This is a genomic window from Streptomyces sp. (assembly GCF_050698815.1).
Taxonomy (GTDB): Bacteria; Actinomycetota; Actinomycetes; order Streptomycetales; family Streptomycetaceae; genus Streptomyces.
In genome coordinates, this window is sequence record NZ_JBOHCV010000619.1 from 1 (window position 1) to 23,147 (window position 23,147).

The 23,147-nt window shown below is 70.3% G+C and carries 17 protein-coding genes; 2 read left to right on the top strand and 15 right to left on the bottom strand.

Annotated features, from left to right (window positions below):
- From ACRDP3_RS22380 to ggt, 4 genes are all read right to left on the bottom strand, one after another.
- A partial coding sequence (locus tag ACRDP3_RS22380) for an aspartate aminotransferase family protein (RefSeq protein WP_431518786.1) occupies window positions 1–1,316 on the bottom strand: 1,316 nt, incomplete at its 3' end.
- Complete coding sequence (locus ACRDP3_RS22385) at window positions 1,316–2,158, bottom strand: nitrilase-related carbon-nitrogen hydrolase (protein ID WP_431518787.1); 843 nt, start codon at window positions 2,156–2,158, stop codon at window positions 1,316–1,318. The genes ACRDP3_RS22380 and ACRDP3_RS22385, both read right to left, overlap by 1 nt.
- Before the next feature lie 325 nt (window positions 2,159–2,483).
- Entirely contained in the window at window positions 2,484–3,779 is a 1,296-nt protein-coding gene (locus ACRDP3_RS22390) for a hypothetical protein (RefSeq protein WP_431518788.1), read from the bottom strand.
- 100 nt (window positions 3,780–3,879) lie between these two features.
- Entirely contained in the window at window positions 3,880–5,706 is a 1,827-nt protein-coding gene (gene ggt / locus ACRDP3_RS22395; RefSeq protein ID WP_431518789.1) for a gamma-glutamyltransferase, read from the bottom strand.
- A 110-nt stretch (window positions 5,707–5,816) separates the two neighbouring features.
- Here ggt and ACRDP3_RS22400 point away from each other — a divergent pair, with 110 nt between their 5' ends.
- The gene (locus ACRDP3_RS22400) at window positions 5,817–6,593 is read left to right on the top strand and encodes a hypothetical protein (protein WP_431518790.1); all 777 of its coding nucleotides are present in this window, start codon (window positions 5,817–5,819) and stop codon (window positions 6,591–6,593) included.
- On the opposite strand, the gene ACRDP3_RS22405 is transcribed toward ACRDP3_RS22400, so the two are convergent.
- From ACRDP3_RS22405 to ACRDP3_RS22420, 4 genes are all read right to left on the bottom strand, one after another.
- Window positions 6,511–7,980 carry a polysaccharide pyruvyl transferase family protein gene (locus tag ACRDP3_RS22405; RefSeq protein WP_431518791.1) on the bottom strand — a complete coding sequence of 490 codons (1,470 nt, stop codon included), beginning with the start codon at window positions 7,978–7,980 and terminating at the stop codon, window positions 6,511–6,513. The genes ACRDP3_RS22400 and ACRDP3_RS22405 overlap by 83 nt on opposite strands.
- Window positions 7,964–11,647: a bifunctional glycosyltransferase/CDP-glycerol:glycerophosphate glycerophosphotransferase gene (locus tag ACRDP3_RS22410; RefSeq protein ID WP_431518792.1), complete on the bottom strand. Its 3,684-nt coding sequence runs from the start codon at window positions 11,645–11,647 to the stop codon at window positions 7,964–7,966. Before ACRDP3_RS22410 ends, ACRDP3_RS22405 begins: the two co-directional genes overlap by 17 nt.
- A gap of 19 nt (window positions 11,648–11,666) precedes the next feature.
- A complete protein-coding gene (locus ACRDP3_RS22415; protein ID WP_431518793.1) occupies window positions 11,667–13,976 on the bottom strand; it encodes a bifunctional glycosyltransferase/CDP-glycerol:glycerophosphate glycerophosphotransferase in 2,310 nt (769 codons plus the stop codon).
- 342 nt (window positions 13,977–14,318) lie between these two features.
- Complete coding sequence (locus ACRDP3_RS22420; protein ID WP_431518794.1) at window positions 14,319–14,759, bottom strand: DUF6278 family protein; 441 nt, start codon at window positions 14,757–14,759, stop codon at window positions 14,319–14,321.
- Window positions 14,760–14,957: 198 nt separating this feature from the next.
- Between ACRDP3_RS22420 and ACRDP3_RS22425 the strand changes: the two genes are divergently transcribed.
- On the top strand, window positions 14,958–16,778 hold the full coding sequence (locus ACRDP3_RS22425) for an SGNH/GDSL hydrolase family protein (RefSeq protein WP_431518795.1): 1,821 nt from the start codon (window positions 14,958–14,960) through the stop codon (window positions 16,776–16,778).
- 36 nt (window positions 16,779–16,814) lie between these two features.
- On the opposite strand, the gene ACRDP3_RS22430 is transcribed toward ACRDP3_RS22425, so the two are convergent.
- The 7 genes from ACRDP3_RS22430 to ACRDP3_RS22460 all read right to left on the bottom strand — a co-directional run.
- Entirely contained in the window at window positions 16,815–17,594 is a 780-nt protein-coding gene (locus tag ACRDP3_RS22430) for an exodeoxyribonuclease III (RefSeq protein WP_431518796.1), read from the bottom strand.
- 10 nt (window positions 17,595–17,604) lie between these two features.
- Complete coding sequence (locus ACRDP3_RS22435; RefSeq protein ID WP_431518797.1) at window positions 17,605–18,243, bottom strand: MBL fold metallo-hydrolase; 639 nt, start codon at window positions 18,241–18,243, stop codon at window positions 17,605–17,607.
- A gap of 20 nt (window positions 18,244–18,263) precedes the next feature.
- Window positions 18,264–19,511, bottom strand: a complete 1,248-nt coding sequence (pcaC, locus tag ACRDP3_RS22440) for a 4-carboxymuconolactone decarboxylase (RefSeq protein ID WP_431518801.1) — start codon at window positions 19,509–19,511, stop codon at window positions 18,264–18,266.
- Between the two features lie 80 nt (window positions 19,512–19,591).
- A complete protein-coding gene (locus tag ACRDP3_RS22445; RefSeq protein ID WP_431518798.1) occupies window positions 19,592–20,143 on the bottom strand; it encodes a hypothetical protein in 552 nt (183 codons plus the stop codon).
- A complete protein-coding gene (locus tag ACRDP3_RS22450; protein ID WP_431518802.1) occupies window positions 20,140–21,294 on the bottom strand; it encodes an ROK family glucokinase in 1,155 nt (384 codons plus the stop codon). The genes ACRDP3_RS22445 and ACRDP3_RS22450 overlap by 4 nt, the downstream gene beginning before the upstream one ends.
- A gap of 166 nt (window positions 21,295–21,460) precedes the next feature.
- Complete coding sequence (locus ACRDP3_RS22455; RefSeq protein WP_431518799.1) at window positions 21,461–22,288, bottom strand: ATP-binding cassette domain-containing protein; 828 nt, start codon at window positions 22,286–22,288, stop codon at window positions 21,461–21,463.
- A partial coding sequence (locus ACRDP3_RS22460) for an ABC transporter permease (protein WP_431518800.1) occupies window positions 22,285–23,147 on the bottom strand: 863 nt, incomplete at its 5' end. The genes ACRDP3_RS22460 and ACRDP3_RS22455, both read right to left, overlap by 4 nt.

The following is a 23,147-nucleotide window of genomic DNA, read 5'->3' on the forward strand; positions in this document are numbered from 1 at the left end:
GCCGTACGCAAGGCGTGCTCCAGGATCTCGGCGCCCTCCTCCGCCTCGGCGACGGTGAGGCTCAGCGGTGGCGCGATGCGCAGCACACTGCTCGTGGAGTGGCCGCCCCCCTTGCCGACGAGCAGACCCCTCTCGCGCGCGGCCTCCAGCACCAGCGAAGCCGCCTTCGGTGAGGGGGTGTCGGTGTCCGGCTCGACCAGTTCGACGCCGGCCATCAGGCCCCGGCCTCGAACCTCGCGTACGACGCCCAGACCGGCGGACACGGCGCGCAGCCGCTCCAGCAGCAGACCGCCGACGCGGCGCGCGTTGCCCTGGAGGTCGTGCTCCAGCAGGTAGTTGAGGTTGGCGTTGCCGGCGGCCATGGTGACGGGGCTGCCGCCGAAGGTGGAGATGGAGTTGCTGTCCAGACAGTTCATGATCTCGGCGCGGGCGACGACGCCGCCGATGGACATGCCGTTGCCGATGCCCTTGGCGAAGGTCATCAGATCGGGCGGGCCGCTCTCCGCGTGTGCCTGCCAGCCCCAGAAGTGGTCGCCGGTACGGCCCCAGCCGGTCTGCACCTCGTCGGCGATCCACAGGATGCCGTGCCGGTCCAGAACATCACGGAAGGCCGCGTACAGGCCGTCGGGCGGAGAGGTGAAGCCGCCCACGCCCTGGATCGGTTCGGCGATCAGGGCCGCGGGCGGGCGGACGTGGCCGAGCAGGTCCTCCAGGTCGGCCACGCAGGCCGCGATGAAGTCGGCGTCGTCGAGTTCGGCGTACGGGCCGCGGCTGCGGACTCCACCGTGCACGTAGAGCGTCTGCAGCGGCGAGAGCGTGGTCGGGGACCAGGCGCGGTTGCCGGTGATGCCGACGGCGGAGAAGGAGCGGCCGTGGTAGCTGTTGCGCAGCGCCAGGATCTGGTTCGAGCGGCGGTAGGTGGTGGCCAGCAGCAGGGCCGTGTCGTTGGCCTCGGTGCCGGAGGTGGTGAAGAAGACGCGGGCGTCGGGGATGCCGGAGACGGCGGCGATCCGTTCGGCCAGCTCCACCATCGGCCGGTCGAGGTAGAGGCTCGAGGTGTGCAGGATGCGGCCGGCCTGCTCGCTCACGGCCTTGGTGACCTCGGGCAGGGCATGGGCGGTCATGGTGGTGAGGATGCCGCCGAAGAAGTCGAGGTACCGGTTGCCGTCACCGTCCCAGACGTGCCGTCCCTCGCCATGGGTGATCTCGAGGGGGTCGTCGTAGTAGAGCGCGAGCCAGTCGGGCAGGACGGCCCGGTGACGGTCATGGAGCGTCCTGGATGCGGGGGAAGCTCCCGCGGGGTCCGTCGCGTTCATCAGGGCCGCACCAGCCCGTCGTAGGCGTCGGGCCGCCGGTCGCGGTAGAAGGCCCACTCCTGACGTACGGTGTCGATCAGGTCGAAGTCCAGGTCCCGCACGACCAGTTCCTCTTCCTTGTCGCTGGCGACCTCTCCGACGAACTTGCCACGGGGGTCGACGAAGTAGCTGGTGCCGTAGAAGTCGTTGTCGCCGTACTCCTCGGTGCCGACCCGGTTGATGGCGGCGACGAAGTACTCGTTGGCGACCGCGGCGGCGGGCTGCTCCAGCTGCCACAGGTGGCTGGAGAGGCCGCGGGAGGTGGCGGAGGGGTTGTAGACGAGCTGGGCGCCTTCCAGGCCGAGGGCGCGCCAGCCCTCGGGGAAGTGGCGGTCGTAGCAGATGTAGACGCCGACCCTGCCCACCGCGGTGTCGAAGACGGGCCAGCCGAGGTTGCCCGGCTTGAAGTAGAACTTCTCCCAGAAGCCGGGCAGTTGGGGCAGGTGGTGCTTGCGGTAGCTGCCGAGCACAGTGCCGTCGGCGTCGATGACGGCGGCGGTGTTGTAGTAGAAGCCGGGCTTGTCGACCTCGAAGACGGGGACGACGATGACCATGCCGGTCTCCCGGGCGAGGTCCTGCATCCGGCGCACCGTCGGGCCGTCCGGCACCGGCTCGGCCCACTTGTAGTGCTCGGCGTCCTGGACCTGGCAGAAGTACGGGGCGTTGAAGACCTCTTGGAAGCCGATCACGCGGGCACCCTGCCGGGCCGCCTCACGCGCGTGCTGCACATGCTTCTCGATCATCGACTCCGTGTCGCCGGTCCAGGTCGCCTGGACCAGTGCGGCGCGCACAACATCGGGCATGAGCAACTCCTTTGCCGGGAGGTCAGGGCAATGCGACACGCGTAGATCCACGTGAGAATGTGACCGTAGATCCCGTCACCCACGGTGGCAAGGGCATCGACGGTTCGTCGCCCGATCGATCTTGTTTCCGGCGGGCGGACCACACTCACGCACGCGATGACCCATCCGCGTCCCAGCGCTGGGATAACGGTGCCGGGTCCCTTCTCCCGGAGTTCGGCCCGGCAGCACAGGGAGCGGCCCGCACCATCCTTCTGAGCAGGCTCGACTCCACCAGTACCCTCGTCGTCATCGACGTCCAGAAGGGCATCACCGCCGTGCCCGGCTGTCAGGTCGCCTCCGGTACGCCGGGGAGGCCGGTGCCGCGCAGAGCGTTGGCGACGGAGCGGTGGTGGTGCGGGGAGAGGGAACCGGCCGCGTCGAGCAGGGCACCGACGAGGACGGCGGGCTCCGCGTAGGCGACCCGCACGACCTCGGCCGGCGTACGGGAGCGGATCAGCGCGGCCAGCAACTCCGTGGCCTCGGCGCCCCGGTCCGCGCGGTGCAGGGCAAGCGTCGCGTCCGCGATCTGCTCCAGCGGGCGGGCCACGCCCTGCCGGAGCAGCCGTGCGCTGTCCGCGTCCCGGCCGGCGGCGGACAACGCGTCGGCAGCGGCGGCGAACTCGGCGGCCGGCAGCGCGGCCGCCTCCCACAGCAGCGTCCCCGCGTCAGCTCCGAGCCCGGACCGGTCCAACTCACCCACCAGCACGGCGAAGTGAACCGGGGGCCAGCCGGCCGCGGCACAGAGCACCGCGTGCGCTTCGCCTCCGCGCTGTTCCCGGCGCAGCCGGGTAAGCCACGTGACGGCCTCCGCGGCGGCACGCGTGGCCTCGGCCAGCTCCTGCGCGCCGGGTGTGTGCCGCCGGACCGGGCGCACCGGAGCCATGCCGGCGAACCGGGCACCGCGCGGCGCGGGCGCCGGATCGGCTGAGGACGCTCCGGGCGGCACGATGTGAGACGGTTCCCCGCTCGCGTTTCCGGCGTCATCGGCACCGCCCGCAAACCGGGAGCCGCCCGACCGTCCCCGCTTCTTGCGCGGCACCGCAGCGGCCGGTGCTGTGCTCTCGTCCAACGCCGTGACACGGGTGCGGAGTTCGGCGCAGCGAGCGTCGAGGCGGCCGAGGTGGTCGCCGGCCCAGGCCAGGTCCGCAGCGAGGCTGCCGTCAGGATCCGGGCCCGTCGCCGACGCTGCCCCCAGCGTGCGAACGCGAGCAGCCGCCTCGTCGCGATCGCGGGAGGTGGCGGCGAGCCGGTCACGAAGCACCTGCCCGCCGCCCACGTGCGTGTCGTACGCGGCGACAGCCGCGCCGTGCAGCGCGCGCAGCCGCTTGTCCTCCTGCCGCGCCGCTCCCGGCCCATGCCGACGCGTCACATCCTGGAGCAGCGAGGCGACCACATCCCAGGGTGGAATCTCCTGCCCTGCCAGGCAGTCACGCAGGCCGTCCGGATCGTTGGCCGCGAAGAGGCCGTACCACCCGCCCTCGTCGGGATCCAGCAGGCCGACCAGCCCGCGCAGTTCGGCGGCGTAGGCGCGCACGGGGCCCGGGGGGTGCCGAGCGGCCGCCTGCGTGGACACATCTGCCATGAACGGCATTGCACACGCGCCGTGTTACGACGCGTGTACGTCCATGCTACGGACAGTTTTCCGTCCGCTCCCGCCCCTGTCCGGGCCCCGGACAGCTCCCCTAACGCTCGGGCCGTACCACCATGGCCGAGCCGCCGCCGCGGCGTTCCTTCTCGGCCGCCGCGAGCCAGCGTCCGCCCGGCAGCGGCTGGATGGCGGTCGCCGCGCCGAGCTCCGGGACCTGTTTGAAGGAGTGGCCGAGCGACTCGAGTTGGCCCCGGGTGCCGCTCTCCCACAGCCTCGGTTCCAGGTCGGTCTTCGCCGCGTTGCGCTGACTGGCGCGCGGGGCGTTGATCGCGTCGCCCAGGGACATGCCGCGGTCCAGGTGATTGATCATCGTCTGCAGCACGGTGGTGATGATGGTGGAGCCGCCCGGTGAGCCCAGGGCCAGGGAGGGACGGCCGTCGTCCAGCACGATCGTCGGGGACATGGAGGAGCGGGGCCGCTTGCCGGGACCGGGCAGGTTCGGGTCGTGCACGTCGGGATCGGCGGCCTTGAAGGAGAAGTCGGTCAGCTCGTTGTTGAGCAGGAAGCCCCGGCCGGGGACGGTGATGCCGCTGCCTCCGGTCTGCTCGATGGTGAGGGTGTAGGCGACGACGTTGCCCCACTTGTCGGCCGTCGTCAGGTGCGTGGTGTTCTCCCCCTCGTACGTGGTGGGCGCGGCCTTGTCGCCGGAGCCGCAGTCGGCCGGGTTACGCGGGTCGCCCGGCGCCACCGGGCTGGTCAGCACCTTGTCGTCCTTGATCAGGCAGGCGCGCGAGTCGGCGAACCGCTGCGAGAGCAGCTCCTTCGTCGGTACGTCCTCCGCCGCCGGGTCCCCCAGCCACCGCCCGCGGTCGGCGAACGCGACGCGGCTCGCCTCGATGTAGCGGTGCAGCAACTGCTTCTCGCTGAGCTCGCCCAGGTCGCTCCGCTCCAGGATGTTGAGCGCCTCGCCCACCGTCGTACCGCCGGAGGAGGGCGGCGCCATGCCGTAGACGTCCAGGCCGCGGTAGCGGGTGTGGGTCGGGGCCTGCCGGTTGGCCTCGTAGCCGCTCAGGTCCTTGGGCGTCAGGTCGCCGCTGCGCACCTTGCGTCCTGCGTCCGGATCCACCGGCGGCTTGCGCACGGTACGCACGATGTCGTCGGCGATCGGCCCCTCGTAGAGCGCGCCGGCGCCCTCGCGGCCCATCGTCTCGTACGTGCGGGCCAGGTCCGGGTTGCGCATCGTGGTGCCGGTCTCCGGTGGTTTGCCGCCGGGCATGAACAGGTCCCGGGAGGCGGGGAAGTCGCGGAAGCGTTCCTCGTTGTCGGCGGTCTGCTGCCGGAAGGTGTCGTCCACCTCGAAGCCGTCGCGGGCCAGCCGCTCGGCCGGTGCGAGCACGCTGCGCAGCGACTTGCTGCCCCACGCCTCCACAGCCTTCTCCCAGGTGGCGGGCGTGCCGGGGGTGCCCACGCTCAGCCCGCTGGTGACGGCTTCGGCGAAGGGGATGGCCTCGCCATTCTCCTGGAAGAGCTTCTCGTCGGCGCTCAGCGGGGCCTCTTCGCGGCCGTCGATCGTACGGATCTTGCCGCTGGCCGCGTCGTAGGAGACGAAGAAGCCGCCCCCGCCGAGGCCGGCCGAGTAGGGCTCGGTGACACCGAGTGCGGCGGCGGTGGCCACCGCGGCGTCCACCGCGTTGCCGCCCCGCTCGAGCACCTTGATCCCGGCCGCCGACGCGTCGGGGTCGACGCTGGAGACGGCGCCGCCGGAGCCGACCGCGACGGGGGTCTTCGGTTCGGTGTCGCCGACGCCGTCTCCCGCGCCCGGCTGGGCCGGCGCCGAGGCGATGCCCAGGGTGCCGATGGCCGCCGCGGCCGTGATCAGGGCGAGCGATCTGACGGAACGGCGGTAGGTCATGCGCCGCATGGGGACCTCCTGAGGACAAGTGGTCAGCGCAGACTAGCCCTGCTGTCGCGCACACGTCAGCACTGCCACGGGGCGTCGTGATTTCTCCTGCGGCGGTACGCTGCCGCCCCATGACGGAGAACGTGCGGGAGATCGTCCTCGGTGTGCTCGCGGCGGGGATCACCACCGCCCTGGGCTGGTTCGCGCGTACGTACCTGTGGCGGCGCAGACTCCGGCGCAAGCAGCGCTTTTTCGGGCTGCCCCACCACTCCGAGTGCCTGCTCGTCGTCAACCGCGACCCCGCCACCGCCGAACGGGCGGTGGCGCGCAACGACGTCTTCGCGCTGCTGGAACTGTCGGCGCTGATCAAGGACTGCGGCGCGAACGCGGACGTCATCTCCCACGACATGGCACAGCAGGGCTTCGGCGAGCGCACCGAGTTCTGCATCGGCGGGCCCGTCTCGAACCGGCGGATGTCCGCGCATCTTCAGTCGCTGCTGCCGGGCGTCGTGGTCAACACCGACAAGGAACCCGGCCCGGAGCGCGCCGCCTTCACCATCGGCGGCGAGCGCTACCGGATGGAGAGCGGCACCGCCGAGTACGTGCTGCTCGCCCGCCTCACGGCCGGACAGCACGCCGGCACCCGGCCGGTCTTCCTCCTGTGCGGCCAGCGCTCGGTCGCCAACCAGGCCGCCGGCCGCTATCTGGCCCGCCAGTACCTCCGGCTGATACGCAAGTACGGGACGAGCGGGGACTTCTGCGTACTGCTGCGGGTGGTCAACTCACAGGCCTACGGACCCGACGTCGTCGAGCTGGTCGCGGACGTCACCCGCGCCGCCACCACCCCGGCGCCCGCCACGGAGCCCGCTTCCGGCGGGCGGCGTGGCAACCACCGCGCCACCGGCTAGCTCCTCCAAGCATGAGCTGACGGATGCGGCTGCGCTGTGCCGTGGCGAGCAGGTTCCGGGTCGCTTCGAGGTCCGCGCTGAGCCGCCGGGCCGTGTCGCGCAGATCCGCTACGTGCTGCTCCAGCGTGGCGATCCGCATGGTCGCGGCGGCCTGACGCTGCTTGACGGCCTTGGTGTTCGCGTAGAGCCAGGCCGTACGGAAGCCGAGCTCACCGGCGGTGTCCGGGGACGTCCGGACGGGCGGCGCGAAGTCGGTGTCCGCCATGCGCTTCTCGAACGCGGCGCCTTGGCCGCCGGTCTCCGTGTACACGTGGTCGAGGCCGTGCCGGACCAGGAAGCCCGTCATGCGCTCGAAGCGCTCCTGGTGCCCGTCGACCAGACCCCTCCAGTCCGCTTCCTCATACAGCTCAGCTGCGTCCGTGTCCGGGGCCAGGTCGCAGAGCCGGCGATGGGGGATGGCGAAGTACTCGCTCAGCTCGCGGGTGCGGGAGTCGTGGCACAGCACGACGCTCGGGGTGCCGCCGAGCAGCGAGGTGATGGTGCCGTGGATGCGCGTCCCGAAGGAGAAGTCGTACTCCCCCAGCGTGTTGATCCACGTGACCGGGTCCAGGAACAGCCGGACCCGGTCCTCGGTGAACGCCGGGTGTGAGCGGTACCGCGGGCGGTCCGACCGGATGCCGGCCGCTTCGGAGGTGTCACCGAAGTACATGATCTCCAGCTCCCGCAGGTCCTGCGCGATGAAGTGGAGACGGGGGTACCGGTCGTAGTTGGCCTGGAATATCCTGGTCATGTCCCCGACCTGGGTGTCCGTGTAGGAAGCCGCGATCAGGGAGTCGCAGGTGAGCGCGGGCGTCTTCCGCTCCACCTCGAGCCGGTTGCCGTAGCGGAACATCGAGGGGCAGCCGATGACCTCGACGTCGGAGAAGCCCAGGCCGGCCAGGTACCGCTGGGTGAACTCGCCGCGCACCCCGATGCTCGGGGAGCGGTCCAGGACCGCGGCGCAGAATGTGCGGACCGTGTCGTCGAGGGGCCGCAGGGGCTCGGTTTCGTACTCCAGCGTGGACTGCGCTCCGATACCGAGCACGGTGACCGGCACCCGCAGTCTCCGTACGACCTCGGTCCACTTCCGCAGGGTCGACTCGTAGTTGCCGCGCAGTGCGTTGGCGAAGGGCAGGACGACGGCGTCACAGCTCTCGTTGACCCGGGCGGCGATGTCTTCCGGCTTGTCGCGGGCGATGTTCACGTCGCTGATGAGCGAAAGTTCCTGACGTTCCGTCATCAGCATCTTGTGTGCGGAGTCGCTGAACACGAAGTTGCCGAAGTTGGCGCTCCAGACTCGTTGTTGAAGGACCATCTCGGGCGTGACCGGGTCAAGCGGGCTCTTCAACGAGCGGAGCAGAATTCTCTTCGTGGGAGGTCCCCTTCACGGTACCGGCGCTGTTCCGGGTGCCCTGGCCTGGCGACGCCGCCCCGGCCGGCTCGAGCATGCGGTCCACCACGCGCTCGGACGCATGGCCGTCGTCCAGGTCGCAGAAGAGACGGTGGAAACGCCGGTAGCGCTCTTCGTATGCGGCACTCACCCGGTCGATGTCCCGGATCGCGTCGACCAGTTCCTCCGATGTGCGGATCAGCGGGCCGGGGGCGTCCTCCTCGAAGTCGAAGTAGAAGCCACGCAGCGTGTCCCGGTAATGCTCAAGGTCGTAGGTGAAGAAGAGCATCGGGCGCTTGAGGTGCGCGTAGTCGAACATGACCGACGAATAGTCGGTGATCAGGATGTCCGCGACCAGGTAGAGGTCCGCGATGTCGGGGTATTCGGACACGTCCCGGACGAAGCCGTCACCGGAGCCGGGAACACTGTCGACCACGTTCGAGTGGCGGCGGATCAGCAGGACGTGGTCGTCCCCCAGGTACCGCCGTGCGGCTTCGATGTCGAGTCGGAGGTCGAAGCGGAAGTGTCCGCGCCGGTGGGAGAGGTGGTCTCGCCAGGTCGGCGCGTAGAGAACGACTTTCCTGCCCTCGGGGAGGCCGAGACGCTTTCTGGTGTCCTTGGTCCTCACCTCCTGGTCCGCCGCGTACAGGTAGTCGTTACGCGGATATCCCGCTTCCAGTATCGGCCCGTCGTAGGCCATGGCGCGTTCGAGGATGGGAGTGCTGAAGCGGTTGGCGGAGACCAGGAGGCTCCATTGTCCGGCCTCCGCGCGAAGCCGTTCGTGGTAATCGGAGTCGAACACGGGAGCCTCGATGTCCAGACCGATCTTCTTCAGCATCGTGCCGTGCCACGTCTGCACGATCACCTGACCCTCGCGTCGCTCCAGCCAGTGCGGCAGGTGGGCGTTGGTCACGATGTAGCGACAGCGCGCCAACGCCTCGTACCACTCGGTCCCCCACATGCGCACACCGGTCACCGTCGGTGGCAGCTCGACCTGGCTGTCCCTGACCAGCCAGAGGTGCTCGATCTCGACGCCGCGGCGCAGCATCTCCTCGTGGACGGCACGCGGGCTGTCGGAGTACTGCTTGCCGTTGTAGCTGATGTAGAGCACGGCGTCGCGCAGCGGTTTCCCGCGTCCGGCCCGGTACACGTCTTCCAGCAGCCGGTTCTGACGGTATGCGCCGTGTTCCATGACGCTCAGGTCCGACAGACAGTTCAGCTGCGGGAAATCGTGCCAGCGCGCTTCGAAGGCGTAGCGGCGGCCTCGGTGCTCGCCCTCCACCGGGAAGCGGGAGACGGCCTGCCGGTCGATGACGAAGGGGACGTCGTTCACGAGTTCCGGAGAGCGCAGGAAGAAGTTCCAGCGCCCGCACTTCAGCGGCAGCGTCCCGCTCGCCCCGGACATGGTGGCGGGGCTGAAGGACGCCTCGAAGGAGCCGTTCCTCCCGAGTCGGACAGGCACGGTCTTCTCATCGAACCGGTCCCGTGCCGTGACGACGAGGACGGGCTCATCGAGCCTCTCCTGGGTCACGCCGGCGAGAGCGAACCGGCCGTCGCTCCAGCTCACGTCGGTCAATACCGCCTGGATCGGCCGCCCGCACAGTTTCAGGTAGCCGTTCCAGCCGGAGACGACGGCCACCTCGTTGCGCGCCGCCCGTTCGCCGAACGAGGACGGCAGCCGGATCTGCGCGTCGGAGAGCCCGTCGGCCACCACGGTCGAGAAACGCCGCTCCGCACCGAGTGCGGTCACGGACACCAGTTCCGTGCTCCACGTACGGCGCGCGGCGCGGGCGCGCTCGGCCGACCCCGTGCCGGTGTCCGTCTTCTCGTAGTACTCCTGGTGATGGGGCATCAGTGCGACATCGCGGAGCGGTACACGCAGCTCGAACAGCAGGTTCTCCCCCGCCGGCTGCAGTCCGGTGGCGACGTACTCGTGCTGCTCACCCGATTTCCGGTTCGTGACGCGCAGCTTCAGTGTCTCGCCGGGCGTGACGGACTCCCGGAGTTCGCCCTCGATCGCCACGTGTTCGCCGTCGGCACGGTAGCCGGTGATCAGCGCCCGCACCCGTTCGACCCGGAGTTTCAGCGCCCCCTTCTCGATCGTGGGCAGCAGCCGGAACCGGTCGTCCAGCCACTGGTAGGGCGGATGATTCGCGCGCTTCGGGCCGCCTGCTTGGAGAGACCGCTTCCTGAGCAGGCCGGAGGAAGCCAGGGCGAGTCCGAGATGCCAGGTGCCCTCTCGCCACTGGCCGCCGCTGCGCAGCCTGGCGGGGTCGAGGACCAGTTCCCAGCCGGCCCAGTCGTAGTCGTACTGCTTCTGGCCCGAATACGTCGTGCACTCCGGCCGGTAGGTGTTGCGCACGGGGAGAACCAGCCGCCGCCGGCCACCCGCCTCCTTGAGCTGGACGACCTTGACGGCGCTGCGCCTGGTGGCCTGGTCGACACGGTCGATCCACGCGTGCCCCAGCAGACGCAGTCGTCCGTCCTCCCACGACAGCTCCTGGACCGGCGCCTTGAGCTGCATTTCCGGGTCGATGCGCAGCGCGCGTCTGGGCAGGTCCAGAGCCGTCAGGTCGACACCGGAGAAGGCCGCGTACTTGCGCAGCACTCCTTTGACCTCGAGCCTTTCGCCCTTTCTTTCCGCCGACATCATCTCCAGCAGCTCCGCCATGGCACCCTTGCGCACCATGAGCCACTTGATCCGCAGGACGGTGGGGAGACCGAGGACGACGTCGGGATCCACCTGGTCGAGGTAGGTGTTGACCACCCGGGAGAACTCGGTCCGGAACTCCTCGTCCGCCCGTGGCAGGACGTTGAGGAAGATGCGCAGATCTCCGTTCAGCACGGTGCGGTCGTACTCGCGCTTCAGTGCTTCGCAACCCTCTCGCGAGGCGAGGAACCGGCTCACGCTCTCCACCGCGGCGGCACGGTCCCGGACGGCCTTCGGCTCCGTACGGCGCTGTGTGATCGAGGGTGCGGCCTCTCCTTCGCGGAGCCGCCAGTAGTACGTCGGTTCGCTGATGACGTCGACCGACCGCGCCAGTACGTGGGCCGGAAGAATCACCGGCACGTCCTCGTAGAGGACGCCTTCGGGGAAGGCGAGGTCCTGGCTTTCCCAGAAGGACCGCCGGAACACCTTGTTGCAGGCGATCCGGTCGGTGAGCAGCTTGCGGTGGCGGGATACATGGGTCGCCTTCTCGACGCCGCCCGCCAGAATGCGGTGCATGGGCGACTGCCACACCTTCCGCGACTTGATGTGGTGCACGTTCCCGGTGACGAAATCGGACCCGGTCTCGTCGAGAAGTGCCACCATCATGCGGTAGGCGTCGGGCGGTATGACGTCGTCGCTGTCCACGAACGCCAGGTACCCGGACCCGGGCGAGAGGTGCGCCAGGCCCGTGTTCCGCGCGGCCCCGAGACCCGCGTTCTCCTTGCGCACCAGCCGGAACCGCGCGTCCCGCGCCGCGTAGTCGGCGGCGATGGCCGCGGAGCCGTCGGGCGAACCGTCGTCCACCATGACGATCTCGACGTCCTCGAGCGTCTGGTGCGCCAGCGAGTCGAGGCATGCGGCCAGATACAGCTCCACGTCGTACATGGGAACGATGACACTGAGCCGAGGGGTCATGGCGTGCCTTTCCGTCCTATCAGACCCGCTCGAGGGGCTCAAGCGCCGGAGACTCGAGCACCTGAGAAGGGGAGGGTGCGGGGGTTCGTTCGGCGAGGGGAGTGATCGGGGGAAGGCTCGCGGCGTCCTCTCCCAGGAAGACGCGGCGCACCACGCGTTCGGCGGCGCGCCCGTCGTCGTACTCGCAGAAACGTGCGCGGAAAACGGCTCTCGCCTCCGCGGCCGCGTCGTCCCGCCAGGCGCCGGTCCGCAGGATGTCACTCAGCTGCTGCTGGGTGGTCGCCACCGGGCCCGGTGCCTCGTTCAGCAGGTCGAAGTAGGTGCCCCGCACCGCCCGGTAGATGTCCCAGTCGTCGGCGTAGATCACGATGGGGCGGTCGAGGTTGGCGTAGTCGAACATGCTCGAGGAGTAGTCCGTGATGAGCCCGTCGGCGGCGAGGTAGAGCTGCTCCATTCCGGGGTGCGCGGACACGTCGACGATCCGGCCGCCGGTCCGGAGGCGGGACGTCGCGGACGGGGGCTCGTAGAAGTAGTGCCCCCGAACCAGGATCACGGTGTCCGGGTCGAGCCCTTCCATCAGCTGCTCCAGGTCCAGCCGCGGCGTGAACTCCACCTCGTGCTCGCGATGGGTCGGGGCGTACAGCAATGCTGTGGTGCCGTCGGCGAGACCGAGACTCCGCCGGGCCTGTCGCACGTCTTCGGCCGTCGCGTTGAGCAGTACGTCGTTACGTGGGTAGCCGGTCTCCAGATGGGTGTAGGCGCAGGGATAGACCCGTCCCCAGACCGCTGTGGAGAAGCCGTTGGCGGAGACGCTGTAGTCCCAGCGGTCGCAACGGGCGAGCAGAGCGGCGAAGTCGGTGCCCCGGTGGGAGGCCGGGAAGTTCCGCTGGTCGAGGCCCATGGTCTTCAGCGGCGTGCCGTGATGCGTCTGCAGGTGTACGGAACCCTTGCGCTTGACCACCGCATCGGGGAAGTTCACGTTGTTGACCAGGTACTTGGCGCGAGCGACCGCGGCCCAGTACGCGTGAGAGCCGAGCAGAACGACGTCGACCCCGTCCGGCATGCGCCGCGCTTCGTCGGCACGCACCGCCCAGACGCGCCTGACGTGCGGGGCCCGTCGGGTGAGCTCGGCGTCTATCGCGGCGGGATTGCACGCGTAGGAGCGGCTCCAGTAGGCGGAGAAGACCGCGAGGTTCTCATCCACCGGCAGGCGGAGGTGCGCCGCGTAGTAGATGCTCATGGCGGAGCGCTTGGCGCGCAGCACCTGGCGCCTGCCGTACCGGCGAACGGAACGCCGGACCTTCCCGACGGTCTTGGCGCCGGCCAGGGCCACGTAGGAACCCAGCCCCAGCAGTGCGTACTTGTAGCCTCGGCCGGCCGCCGGCCGGACGAAGCCGGCCGGCCGCCGCAGCCGGTAGTCGTGGGACGCGTGGGCGAAGAACTCCCGGCGGGAGTTCTTCGGGAGCCGCCCCGGGTTGTCGATGATCGTCAGATACTGGTCGACCATCTTGCGGAACATGGCCGGGCGCCACTTCTCCACCGCCGGATGATCGTCGAGGTAGGTGAAGATCCGTTCGTACTGGGAGAACACATCGAAGTGCCTACGGCTCACCGTACGCAGGATGTTGCCGCCCTCACGGCGCTGCCGGTAGTAGACGCAGACGCGGTCCAGCACGGCGATGCGCTCTGCCGTGATCAGAGAGCAGAAGGTCCACGGGGCGTCCTCGTAGTAGCCGGCCGGGAACGCGAAACCGTGCCGCTGGATGTACTCACGCCGGTAGGCCTTGTTCCAGACGACCTGCAGGAGATCAAGCAGCCGGGGCCGCTCGTCCAGGGCAAAGGCGGAGGGGGCGGTCTCCTCCAGCATCCCGTGCAGGAGGTTGCGCTGCACGCGCCCGTCCCAGTAGGTGCGCGCGTAGTCGTAGATCAGCACGTCCGGGTCGCCTGTGGCGTCGAGACGTCGGGCGACGGCGGCCAGCGCACCGGGAGTCAGGGTGTCGTCGCTGTCGAGAAACAGCAGATAGTCCCCGACGGCACGAGCCACGCCCGCGTTACGGGCGCCGCCGAGACCGGCGTTCTCCTCCAGGTGAACGACCCGGACCCGGGGGTCCCGTGCCGCGTAGCGGTCGAGGACCCCGCCCGAGCCGTCGGGAGAGCAGTCGTCGACGCATATGACTTCGAAGTCTGTGAAGTCCTGGCCGAGGACCGAATCGAGACACTCACCGACGTATCCCTGCACCTTGTAGGCGGGGACGACGAGAGAAAGGCGGGGAGTACGCGTCCCGGGGTGGTACCCGGGCCCGCCGCGCTCCCGCTGCATGAACACCATGCGACTCCCCCTGTCCACGAACGTGCTCGAAAGCCGTGCGCTAACCCCGCACACCGAAGACACCCCAATCGGGCAAACGGTTGTGGAGAGTGACGGAACAGTGACAAACGGGGTGCATCGACGGACAGATCACGGCAATCCCCTTCCACGGGCGCCCCGCGGGACTGCGCGGGCCGTCACGGAAGAGGACAAATAAGGACGATCTGCGGTGCCCGTTATTACCGGTCTGTGGCGATTCAGCGGCACTCTTGTGACATCAGGAAGCCGGCCTCACCAGCTCCAAGACCGTTCAGTTTGCGGGTGGGTGCGCGACAGCGCGAAGCCTGCCGGGAGGGGCGCTGGTCACCCTTCGGAGAACTCGGCGTAGAGCTGGGACAGCTCCGGCGTTCCCGTCTCCGCCCAGGACGCCCCCTCCGCCAGGACGTCCAGCTCCCGGCCCGAGATCAGTCCGACCACCGGCTGCCCGTCCTGCCGCAGCCGCCAGCTCGACCCCGGCACCGTGCGGACGATGACCGTGCCCAGGTACAGGCCCGCGTCGCTACCCAGCCAGGGGGACACCTCCGGGTCCTCCCGCCAGCGCGGCAGCAACTGGTCCAGCGCGGCCAACGACTCCGCCGTGTCATCGAGTTCGACCCCCACTTCCCCCGCCTGATCGCGCAGGAGCTGGCATTCGGAGAGCAGCTGCGCGGCACTCTCGGGGTCACTGGACACCGCGTCGGACAGCGAGACGCTGCCGGCGCCGCCGTGTCGCTTACGCCAGTTGTCCAGGAAGGGGATGTTCATGCGGATCAGGGTGTCATCCCTGCCTGGCCCAGCACCACAGGCACGCTGTGCGTCCGCGCCGGGCGCGGAAACCTGATCACTGTCCCGTTGGACACCTTGACGCCGCATTGCCGCTTCCCTACCTTCACCAAGCCTCGGTCGAATCGGGGCGAGCCGCAGGGGAGTTGGAGCCGGACCGAGAGGGAGAGGGCAACGGGCGTGCACAGACGTGTGTGGAGTGTTCCCGTCGTTTCCATCGCCGTAGTGCTGACCGGGGCGGGCACCCCCGCCGTCGCGGTCACCGAGGACCGTACGCCCGCAGCCGAGCCGCTCCCGCTGGAGCGGCTCTTCGACAACAGGGCCGTGAGCGACGACGCGCGGCCCGGTGCGGCCGACTTCGACGGGGCGGGCAACTCCCTCTCGTCGCAGGACCTGCGCGCCGCCGGCTGGCGCCCCGGGGAACGCCTCGGCCTCGACTCGGCCACCCTGCGCTGGCCCGACACCCGGCCCGGACGGCCCGACAACGTGCGTGCCGACGGCCAGCGCGTGCGGCTGCGAGGCGCGGGCAACGCCGTCTCCTTCCTCGTGGCGGCCACCTCGCGGGGCGGCCCCGGCGGGGAGGCCGGCGGCACCGGTACGGTGCGCTACCGGGACGGCACCACCAGCACCTACACCCTGCGCGCCCCGGACTGGCGCGGCGGCCCGCTCGCCACCAAGGCCGTGGCACTGCCGCACCTGAACACCGCCTCCGGCGGGCAGCTCGCGCAGCAGGCCAGGCTCTACGCCGTCACCGTGCCGGTGACGCGCGGGCACCGGATCAGCTCGGTCACCCTCCCCCGCGACCCGGGCCCGGAGACGGACCTGCACGTCTTCGCGGCGTCGGTACGCACGGCACAGCCGGGCTGGACCGGCAGCTGGTCGGCGAGCACCGCCGGTTACACGAAGACCGCACCGGCCGGACCCTGGCACGACCAGACACTGCGGCTCGTCGTGCACACCTCCGCGGGCGGACCGCGCACGCGGGTCCGGCTGGCCAACACCTTCGCCTCCGCTCCCGTCGAGATCGGCCACGCCTCGGTGGCCGTACAGGCCGAGGGGCCGGCCGGGCGGGAAGCGCCGGTGCCGCTCCGGTTCGAGGGCCGGAGCGGAAAGGTGCTGCCCGCCGGGGCCCACGCGGTGAGCGATCCGGTCGGCTTCCAGGTGCCGCCCGGCAGCAACCTGCTGGTGAGCATCCATCTGCCCGGGCCGGTGCCCGCGGCCCCGGTGCACAGCGCGGCCAGTCAGCGCAGTTTCCTCAGCCCGGGCGGCAGCGGCGACCGTACGCGCGAGACGGACGGCGCGTCCTTCACCGGATCGCTGGAGGTGTGGCCGTTCCTGACGGGCGTCGATGTGGAGGGCGGTACGGGATCGGTGGTCGCCTTCGGCGACTCGATCACGGACGGGGTGCGCTCCACCCAGAACGCGAACCGGCGCTTCCCCGACGCGCTCGCCCGGCGGCTGCGGGCCCAGCAGGACGTGCCGCGCTACGGGGTGCTCAACCACGGCATCTCGGCGAACCGCGTCGTCTCCGACCGCTACCCCGGCGACGGGGTCAGCACGGACACCGGCGGGGTCAGCGCCGAACACCGGCTGGAGCGCGACGTGCTCGCCCAGACCGAGGCGCGCACCGTGCTCTTCTTCGAAGGCATCAACGACATCCGCTGGGGCGCCTCGGCGGAAGAGGTCATCGCGGGTCTCCGCCGCATCGCCGAACGGGCGCGCGAGCGCGGACTGCGCGTCGTGGGCGTCACCCTGACCCCCTGCGGGGGCTACAAGGACTGCACCGCCGAGGTCGACGCGAAGCGCGGCGCGATCAACGCCTTCATCCGCGACAGCGGCGGTGCCTTCGACGCCGTGCTCGACTTCGACGCGGTCGTCCGCGACCCCGCACAGCCTGAGCGGATGCGGGCCGCCTACGACAGCGGCGACCACCTGCACCCCGGCGACGCGGGGTATCAGGCGATGGCGGACTCGATCGAGCTGCGGAAGCTGGTGCCCTGACCGGTACCGCTCAGCCGCTCACCGGCTCGGTGGCACTCACACGTCGAGGTCGACGACGACCGGCGCGTGGTCGGAGGCGCCCTTGCCCTTGCGCTCCTCGCGGTCGACGTAGGCGTCCTTGACGGCGGCCGCGAAGGGAGCGTTGCCGTAGACCAGGTCGATACGCATGCCCCGGTTCTTGGGGAAGCACAGCTGCCGGTAGTCCCAGTAGGTGTAGGGGTGGTCGTACTTCAGCGGGCGGGGCACCACGTCCGACAAGCCCGCCCCGCGCAGCGCGCTCAGGGCGGCACGCTCGGGCTCGGTGACGTGCGTGGAGCCCTCGAAGGCGGCCCGGTCGTAGACGTCGTCGTCGGTCGGCGCGATGTTGTAGTCCCCCAGTATCGCGAACGGGAGCGCGCCGGGGGCCTCCCGCTCGGCGGTACGGCGGAGCCCCTCGAGCCACTCCAGCTTGTAGGCGTAGTGCGGGTGTCCGACCTCGCGGCCGTTGGGCACGTAGACCGACCAGACGCGCACGCCGCCGCAGGTCGCGGCGACGGCGCGGGACTCCTCGCCGCCCTCGTAGGCCGGCCCGTCCGGCAGCCCGGTGACGGTGTCGGTGAGGCCGGCGCGGGAGAGCACCGCGACACCGTTCCACCTGCCGTCGCCGTTGACCACCGACTCGTAGCCCAGGGCGCGGACTTCATCGGCGGGGAAGGCCTCCGCGGAGCACTTCAGCTCCTGCAGGCAGACCACGTCGGTGCCGGAGGACTCCAGCCAGGTCAGCAGCCGCGGGAGCCGTGCGCTGATGGAATTCACGTTCCAGGTGGCGATACGCATACCTGTGAACCTATCGCGCGAGACTGACACTCTCCCCGGGGGTGAGCCTGCTGCGGCCGGCCTCCGCCAGGTCGCCCAGCAGCCGGTCGTAGATCGGCCGGGCCTGGTCGCTCAGCAGCCCGTCGTGCACGTCGAGGGTCTGCCGCGGCGCCACCGCGCGTACGTAGTCGATGACTTCCGAGACCTTGCTCCAGGGCGCCTGCACCGGCAGCAGCAGGGTGTCGACGGGGCGGCCGGGGACGGTGAGGGCGTCGCCGGGGTGGAAGACGGCGCCGTCGACGACGTAGCCGACGTTGGTGATCCGCGGGATGTCCGGGTGGATGACGGCGTGCAGTTGGCCGTGTACCTCGACCTCGAAGCCCGCGGCCTCGAAGGTGTCTCCCTCGCCCACGGTGTGCACCCGGCCGGGGAAGGCCGCGGAGAGCTGGTCGGCGACGCTGCGCAGGGTATGGATCCGCGCCGCCGGGTTCGCCTCCATCGCGGCGCGCAGCCGGCCCTCGTCGAAGTGGTCCGGGTGCTCGTGCGTGACCAGCACCGCGTCGGCGCCGACGGCGGCGTCCCCCTCGCTGAAGAATCCGGGATCGATGACGAGCGTGCGCCCGTCCCGCTCGATCCGTACGCAGGAGTGGCCCTTCTTGATCAGCTTCATGGGCCCATTGTGCCCCTGGGCTACTCGTCCGGGGTGGTCTCCTCGCGGATCACGTCCTGGGCCACCGCGAACGCGGAGTTCGCCGCGGGCACACCGCAGTACACGGCGGTCTGCAGCAGCACTTCCTTGATCTCGTCCGGCGTCAGCCCGTTGCGCAGCGCGGCGCGCAGGTGGAAGGCCAGCTCGTCGAGGTGGTTGCCGGAGACGAGTGCGGTGAGGGTGATCACGGAGCGGGTGCGCCGGTCGATGCCGGGGCGGGTCCACACCTCGCCCCACGCGTAACGGGTGACGAAGTCCTGGAAGTCCTGCGTGAAGTCGTCGGCCGTCTCCTGCGCGCGGTCGACGTGGGCGTCGCCCAGCACCTCCCGGCGCACCTTCATGCCGCCGTCGTAGGGGTCGCTGCGGATGCCCGTCGCCTCCGCCGACTCCAGTTCGGCGATGGCCCCCGTGGGCCGCGGCGGGACGGGCGCGACGAGGGGGACGGGCGGCGGCGGACCCGCGGGGGACTCCTGCCAGCTGGTGGTGAAGTGCCTGATCAGCAGTTCGGTGACGGCGCCGGGCTGTTCGACGGGCGTCAGGTGGGAGGCGCCGGGCACGATCGCGAGCCGGGCGTCCGGTATGCCGGCGACCAGGGCACGGGCGTCGGAGGGCGGCGTCACCTCGTCCTCGGCGCCGGTGACCACGAGGGTCGGTACACCGATGCGTCCCAGGTCCGTACGGACGTCGAAGGCGGCGAGCACCTCGCAGGCGCCGATGTAGCAGCCGGGGTCGGTCGTACGGACCATCTGCACGGCCCACTCCACGATCGCCGGCTGGGCCTCGGCGAAGCCCTTCGTGAACCACCTGTCGGGGGTGGCGCGGGCGATGGGGTCGAGCCCGTTCGTACGGACGACGACGCCGCGCTGGCGCCAGGCGTCGGCCGTGCCGAAGCGGGGCGAGGCGGAGATCAGCGCGAGTGAGGAGACCCGCTCCCGTGCCAGCAGCCCCAGCTGGACGCCGACGGCGCCGCCGATGGAACACCCGGCGTATCCGAAGCGGCCGATGCCGAGGGAGTCCAGGGTGGCCAGGAGGCGTTCGGCGAGGGAGGTGGCGGAGTCGGCGGGGTAGGCCGGTGCGCCGCCGTGGCCCGGCAGGTCGAAGCGCAGGACGCGCCAGTGCCGGGTGAGTTCGGGTATCTGCCGGTCCCACATGTGCCAGGTCGTGCCGAGGGACGGTCCCAGCACGAGTACGGGCGCGTCGTCGGGGCCGTCAAGGCGGTGTTGCAACATCTGGGCACTCTGCTTTTCGCTCACGTGTTCACGCTACCGAGGGGACCGGAAAACACGTTCCCCGGGTGACACTCTGCACATCAGAACTTCGCGGTCGACACGACATAGACACGTGGTCTGCTCTTGTACGTGGTGTCCACGGTGATCGCCAGATCCGGCTTGCCCTTGGGCTGCCGGTGTGTGGTGCCCGCATAGCTGTGACCTTCCTTGTCCAGATCCCAGCCGACCTTCCCGGCCCGCTTCTCGTTGATGGTGACCTGCCCGGCACGCAGCGCGGAACGGGCCGTTCCCGCCTCTTCCAGGAACTCCCCCAGCCGCTTGGGCGAGGTGCGGAACTGCACGTAGAGCCGGCTGGTCCGCCAGGAGTTGGTCTCGTAGAAGGCGACGCGGCTGGAAGCGGGCGGCACCGGTACGCCGTAGACCCGGCGCTGCACCTTGCTGGGCCAGCCGTAGGCCAGGCCGGCGGAGGAGGCCTTGCGCTCCTTGTCCTCGCCGCTCTCCCGGCTGTCGATGGCCGACTTGACCAGATAACCGCTGGGGATCGCGATCAGCAGCACGACGATGACCAGGGTGAGGACGCGGTGCCGCGGGCGGTGCGGTGGGCGCCCCTGCCCGGTGGTGGAGGCGGTCACTGGCCCACCGCCCGGCGCAGGTTGTCGGCCGCCCGCTCGTAGCGCTCGTATCTCTCCAGCCGGCGCCGGTTGGCGCGGCGGAAGCGCCGGGCCACGAGCCGGGCCAGATCGGCGGCCCCCACCATGCCCGCCTCGGGGCCGAGCTGGGCCTTGGCGATCCTGGCCTCCGGCCGGTAGCCGCGCCCCGTCAGGTGACGCCGGAAGGCCTCCCGTGCGGGGTCGATGAGCAGCTCGTCGGCGGAGGAGACGCCGCCGCCGATGACGAAGCAGCCCGGGTCGAAGGCGGCGGCCAGGTTGGCGATGCCCACACCCAGCCAGTGCCCGATGTCCTGGAGCAGTTCGGTGCACATGGCGTCGCCGTCGCGGGCCAGCTCGGTGATGAGCGGCCCGGTGATCTCGCCGACGTGCCCGCCGACCCGCTCGATGATCCCGTACGCGACGGGCGACTCCGCGGCGGCCAGTTCGCGGGCTTCGCGCACCAGGGCGTTGCCCGAGCTGTACTGCTCCCAGCAGCCCCGGTTGCCGCACGGGCAGCGGTGACCGGCGGGCACGACCTGCATATGACCGAACTCGCCCGCCACCCCGTACTTGCCGCGCTTGACCCGGCCGTCCTCGAGGATGGCGCCGCCGATGCCCGTACCGAGCGTGATCATGATGAGGTGGTCCTCGCCGCGGCCCGCGCCGAAGCGCCATTCGCCCCAGGCGGCGGTGTTGGCGTCGTTGTCGACCATGACGGGCACGGCGAGCCGGGCGGTAAGGGCGTCCTTGAGCGGCTCGTCCCGCCAGGCCAGATGCGGGGCGAACAGCACGCGGGAGCGGTCGGCGTCCACCCAGCCCGCGGCACCGATCCCGACGGCGTGCACGTCGTGCCGGTCGGACAGGTCCAGCACCAGCTCGGCGATGGTGTCCTCGACAACCTTGGGGCTCTTGGACTTCTCCGGGGTCTCGGCGCGTACCTTCTCCAGGATCTCCCCGTCGGCGTCGACGACGCCCGCCATCACCTTGGTGCCGCCTATGTCGATGCCGACCGTCGGCACCCGGGGCGCGGAGAGGTGCGAGCGCCGCTCCCGGGTGCTGACCGTCCGGAGAACGCTGGCGCTCGGGCCGGTGCGCCGGTAGACACGGTCCCGCTCCGCGCGTTCTCGGTACATGCTCACTGCGCGGCCTTCCGTTCTGCGCGGCTGCTGCTACGTCTCGGTCACGGTGGTCAGTCGGGGTCGAGCCCGCGTGTCCGATTCTGCCTTACCGCGCGACGGGGCCGCGCAGGGCCGCCGTGTACCGGTGCCAGGAGGGGCACCGCGTCTACCGCAGGTGGTTCTACCGCAGGTGCTCGGGCACCGGTGCCCGCTCCAGCTCGTGGCTGAGCTGCTCCAGCTCGCTGCCGCCGGACATCTGCCGGGTCAGCTCCTCCAGCGCCAGCTCGTCCTTGCGGTGGCTGCCGGCCATCGCGCCCCGCTTCAGCAGCACGAAACGGTCTCCCACCAGATACGCGTGATGCGGGTTGTGCGTGATGAGCACCACTCCGAGCCCGGCGTCCCGCGCCGCGGCCACGTACTTCAGTACGACACCGGACTGCTTGACGCCCAGCGCGGCCGTCGGCTCGTCCAGCACCAGCACCTTCGCGCCGAAGTAGACGGCGCGGGCGATGGCCACGCACTGCCGCTCACCGCCGGAGAGGGTGCCGATGGGCTGGTCGACGTCGCGCAGGTCGATGCCCATCCGCAGCAGCTCGCTGTGTGTCGTACGGCGCATGTGCCGCACATCCAGCCGGGCGAAGGGGCCCCGGCCCGTGACCGGCTCGGAGCCGAGGAAGAAGTTCCGCCAGACCGGCATCAGCGGTACGACCGCGAGGTCCTGGTAGACGGTGGCGATGCCGCGGTCCAGGGCCTCGCGGGGCGAGGCCAGCCGGGCCTCCTCGCCCGCGATGCGGAAGCTGCCCGCGTCGTGCTGGTGCAGGCCCGAGATGATCTTGATCAGGGTGGACTTGCCGGCGCCGTTGTCGCCGAGCACGCAGGTGATCTCGCCGGCACGCACCTGGAGCGAGACATCCTCGAGGGCACGGATGTTGCCGTAGAACTTGCTGACGTCCGCCAGCTCCACCAGCGGGGGCGCGGCCTGCTGCGACATGTCGGTCTCCGTGGTCATCGGTTGGCCTCCGCACGCTTGCGGATCCACGCGTTGAGCAGTGCGGCGATCAGGAGCATCGCGCCCAGAAAGGCCTTGAACCAGTCGGGCTCCCACTGCGCGTAGATGATGCCCTTGCTCGCCATGCCGAAGATGAGCGCGCCCACGGCCGCGCCGACCGCCGAACCGTAGCCGCCGGTGAGCAGACAGCCGCCGATGACGGCTGCGGCGATGTAGATCAGCTCGTTGCCGACGCCCTCGCCGGACTGGACGACGTCGTAGTTGAAGAGCAGATGCTGGCCGGATATCCAGGCGCCGACGGCCACCCCCAGATACAGGCAGATCTTGGTGCGGACGACGGGGACACCGACGGCGCGCGCGGTGTGCTGCCCGCCGCCGACCGCGAAGATCCAGTTCCCGGCCTTGGTACGCAGCAGCAGCCACGTGGCCAGGGCCACCAGAGCCAGCCACCACACGACGGTGATCTGGATGTCGGCCGACCCGATGGTCAGTTCCGACGCGAAGACCGCCTTGGCCGAGGCGAAGCCCTCCATGTCGGAGATCGTCTTGGTGGAGACGGTGCCGCTGATCAGCTTGGTGAAGCCGAGGTTCAGGCCGATGAGCATCAGAAACGTGCCGAGGGTGATGATGAAGCTCGGCAGCCCCGACTTGACGACCATGAAGCCGTTGAGGAAGCCGATGAACAACGCGATCACGAGGGCCAGGAGCATCCCCAGCCACACGTTGAGCCCGCTGTGCACGGAGAACAGGGCGGCGAACATGCCGGTGGTCCCGGTCATCACGCCGGCGGAGAGGTCGAACTCGCCGCCGATCATCAACAGCGCCACGGCGATGGCGGTCAACCCGAACGCCGCTGACA

Coding starts and splice junctions, on each gene's coding strand:
- ggt (WP_431518789.1), bottom strand. CDS start 5,706: ATGCGGCGCATGACCTACCGCCGTTCCGTCAGATCGCTCGCCCTGATC.
- ACRDP3_RS22415 (WP_431518793.1), bottom strand. CDS start 13,976: ATGGTGTTCATGCAGCGGGAGCGCGGCGGGCCCGGGTACCACCCCGGG.
- ACRDP3_RS22455 (WP_431518799.1), bottom strand. CDS start 22,288: ATGACCACGGAGACCGACATGTCGCAGCAGGCCGCGCCCCCGCTGGTG.
- ACRDP3_RS22400 (WP_431518790.1), top strand. CDS start 5,817: ATGACGGAGAACGTGCGGGAGATCGTCCTCGGTGTGCTCGCGGCGGGG.
- ACRDP3_RS22410 (WP_431518792.1), bottom strand. CDS start 11,647: ATGACCCCTCGGCTCAGTGTCATCGTTCCCATGTACGACGTGGAGCTG.
- ACRDP3_RS22390 (WP_431518788.1), bottom strand. CDS start 3,779: ATGGCAGATGTGTCCACGCAGGCGGCCGCTCGGCACCCCCCGGGCCCC.
- ACRDP3_RS22450 (WP_431518802.1), bottom strand. CDS start 21,294: ATGTACCGAGAACGCGCGGAGCGGGACCGTGTCTACCGGCGCACCGGC.
- ACRDP3_RS22385 (WP_431518787.1), bottom strand. CDS start 2,158: ATGCCCGATGTTGTGCGCGCCGCACTGGTCCAGGCGACCTGGACCGGC.
- pcaC (WP_431518801.1), bottom strand. CDS start 19,511: ATGTTGCAACACCGCCTTGACGGCCCCGACGACGCGCCCGTACTCGTG.
- ACRDP3_RS22435 (WP_431518797.1), bottom strand. CDS start 18,243: ATGAAGCTGATCAAGAAGGGCCACTCCTGCGTACGGATCGAGCGGGAC.
- ACRDP3_RS22420 (WP_431518794.1), bottom strand. CDS start 14,759: ATGAACATCCCCTTCCTGGACAACTGGCGTAAGCGACACGGCGGCGCC.
- ACRDP3_RS22430 (WP_431518796.1), bottom strand. CDS start 17,594: ATGCGTATCGCCACCTGGAACGTGAATTCCATCAGCGCACGGCTCCCG.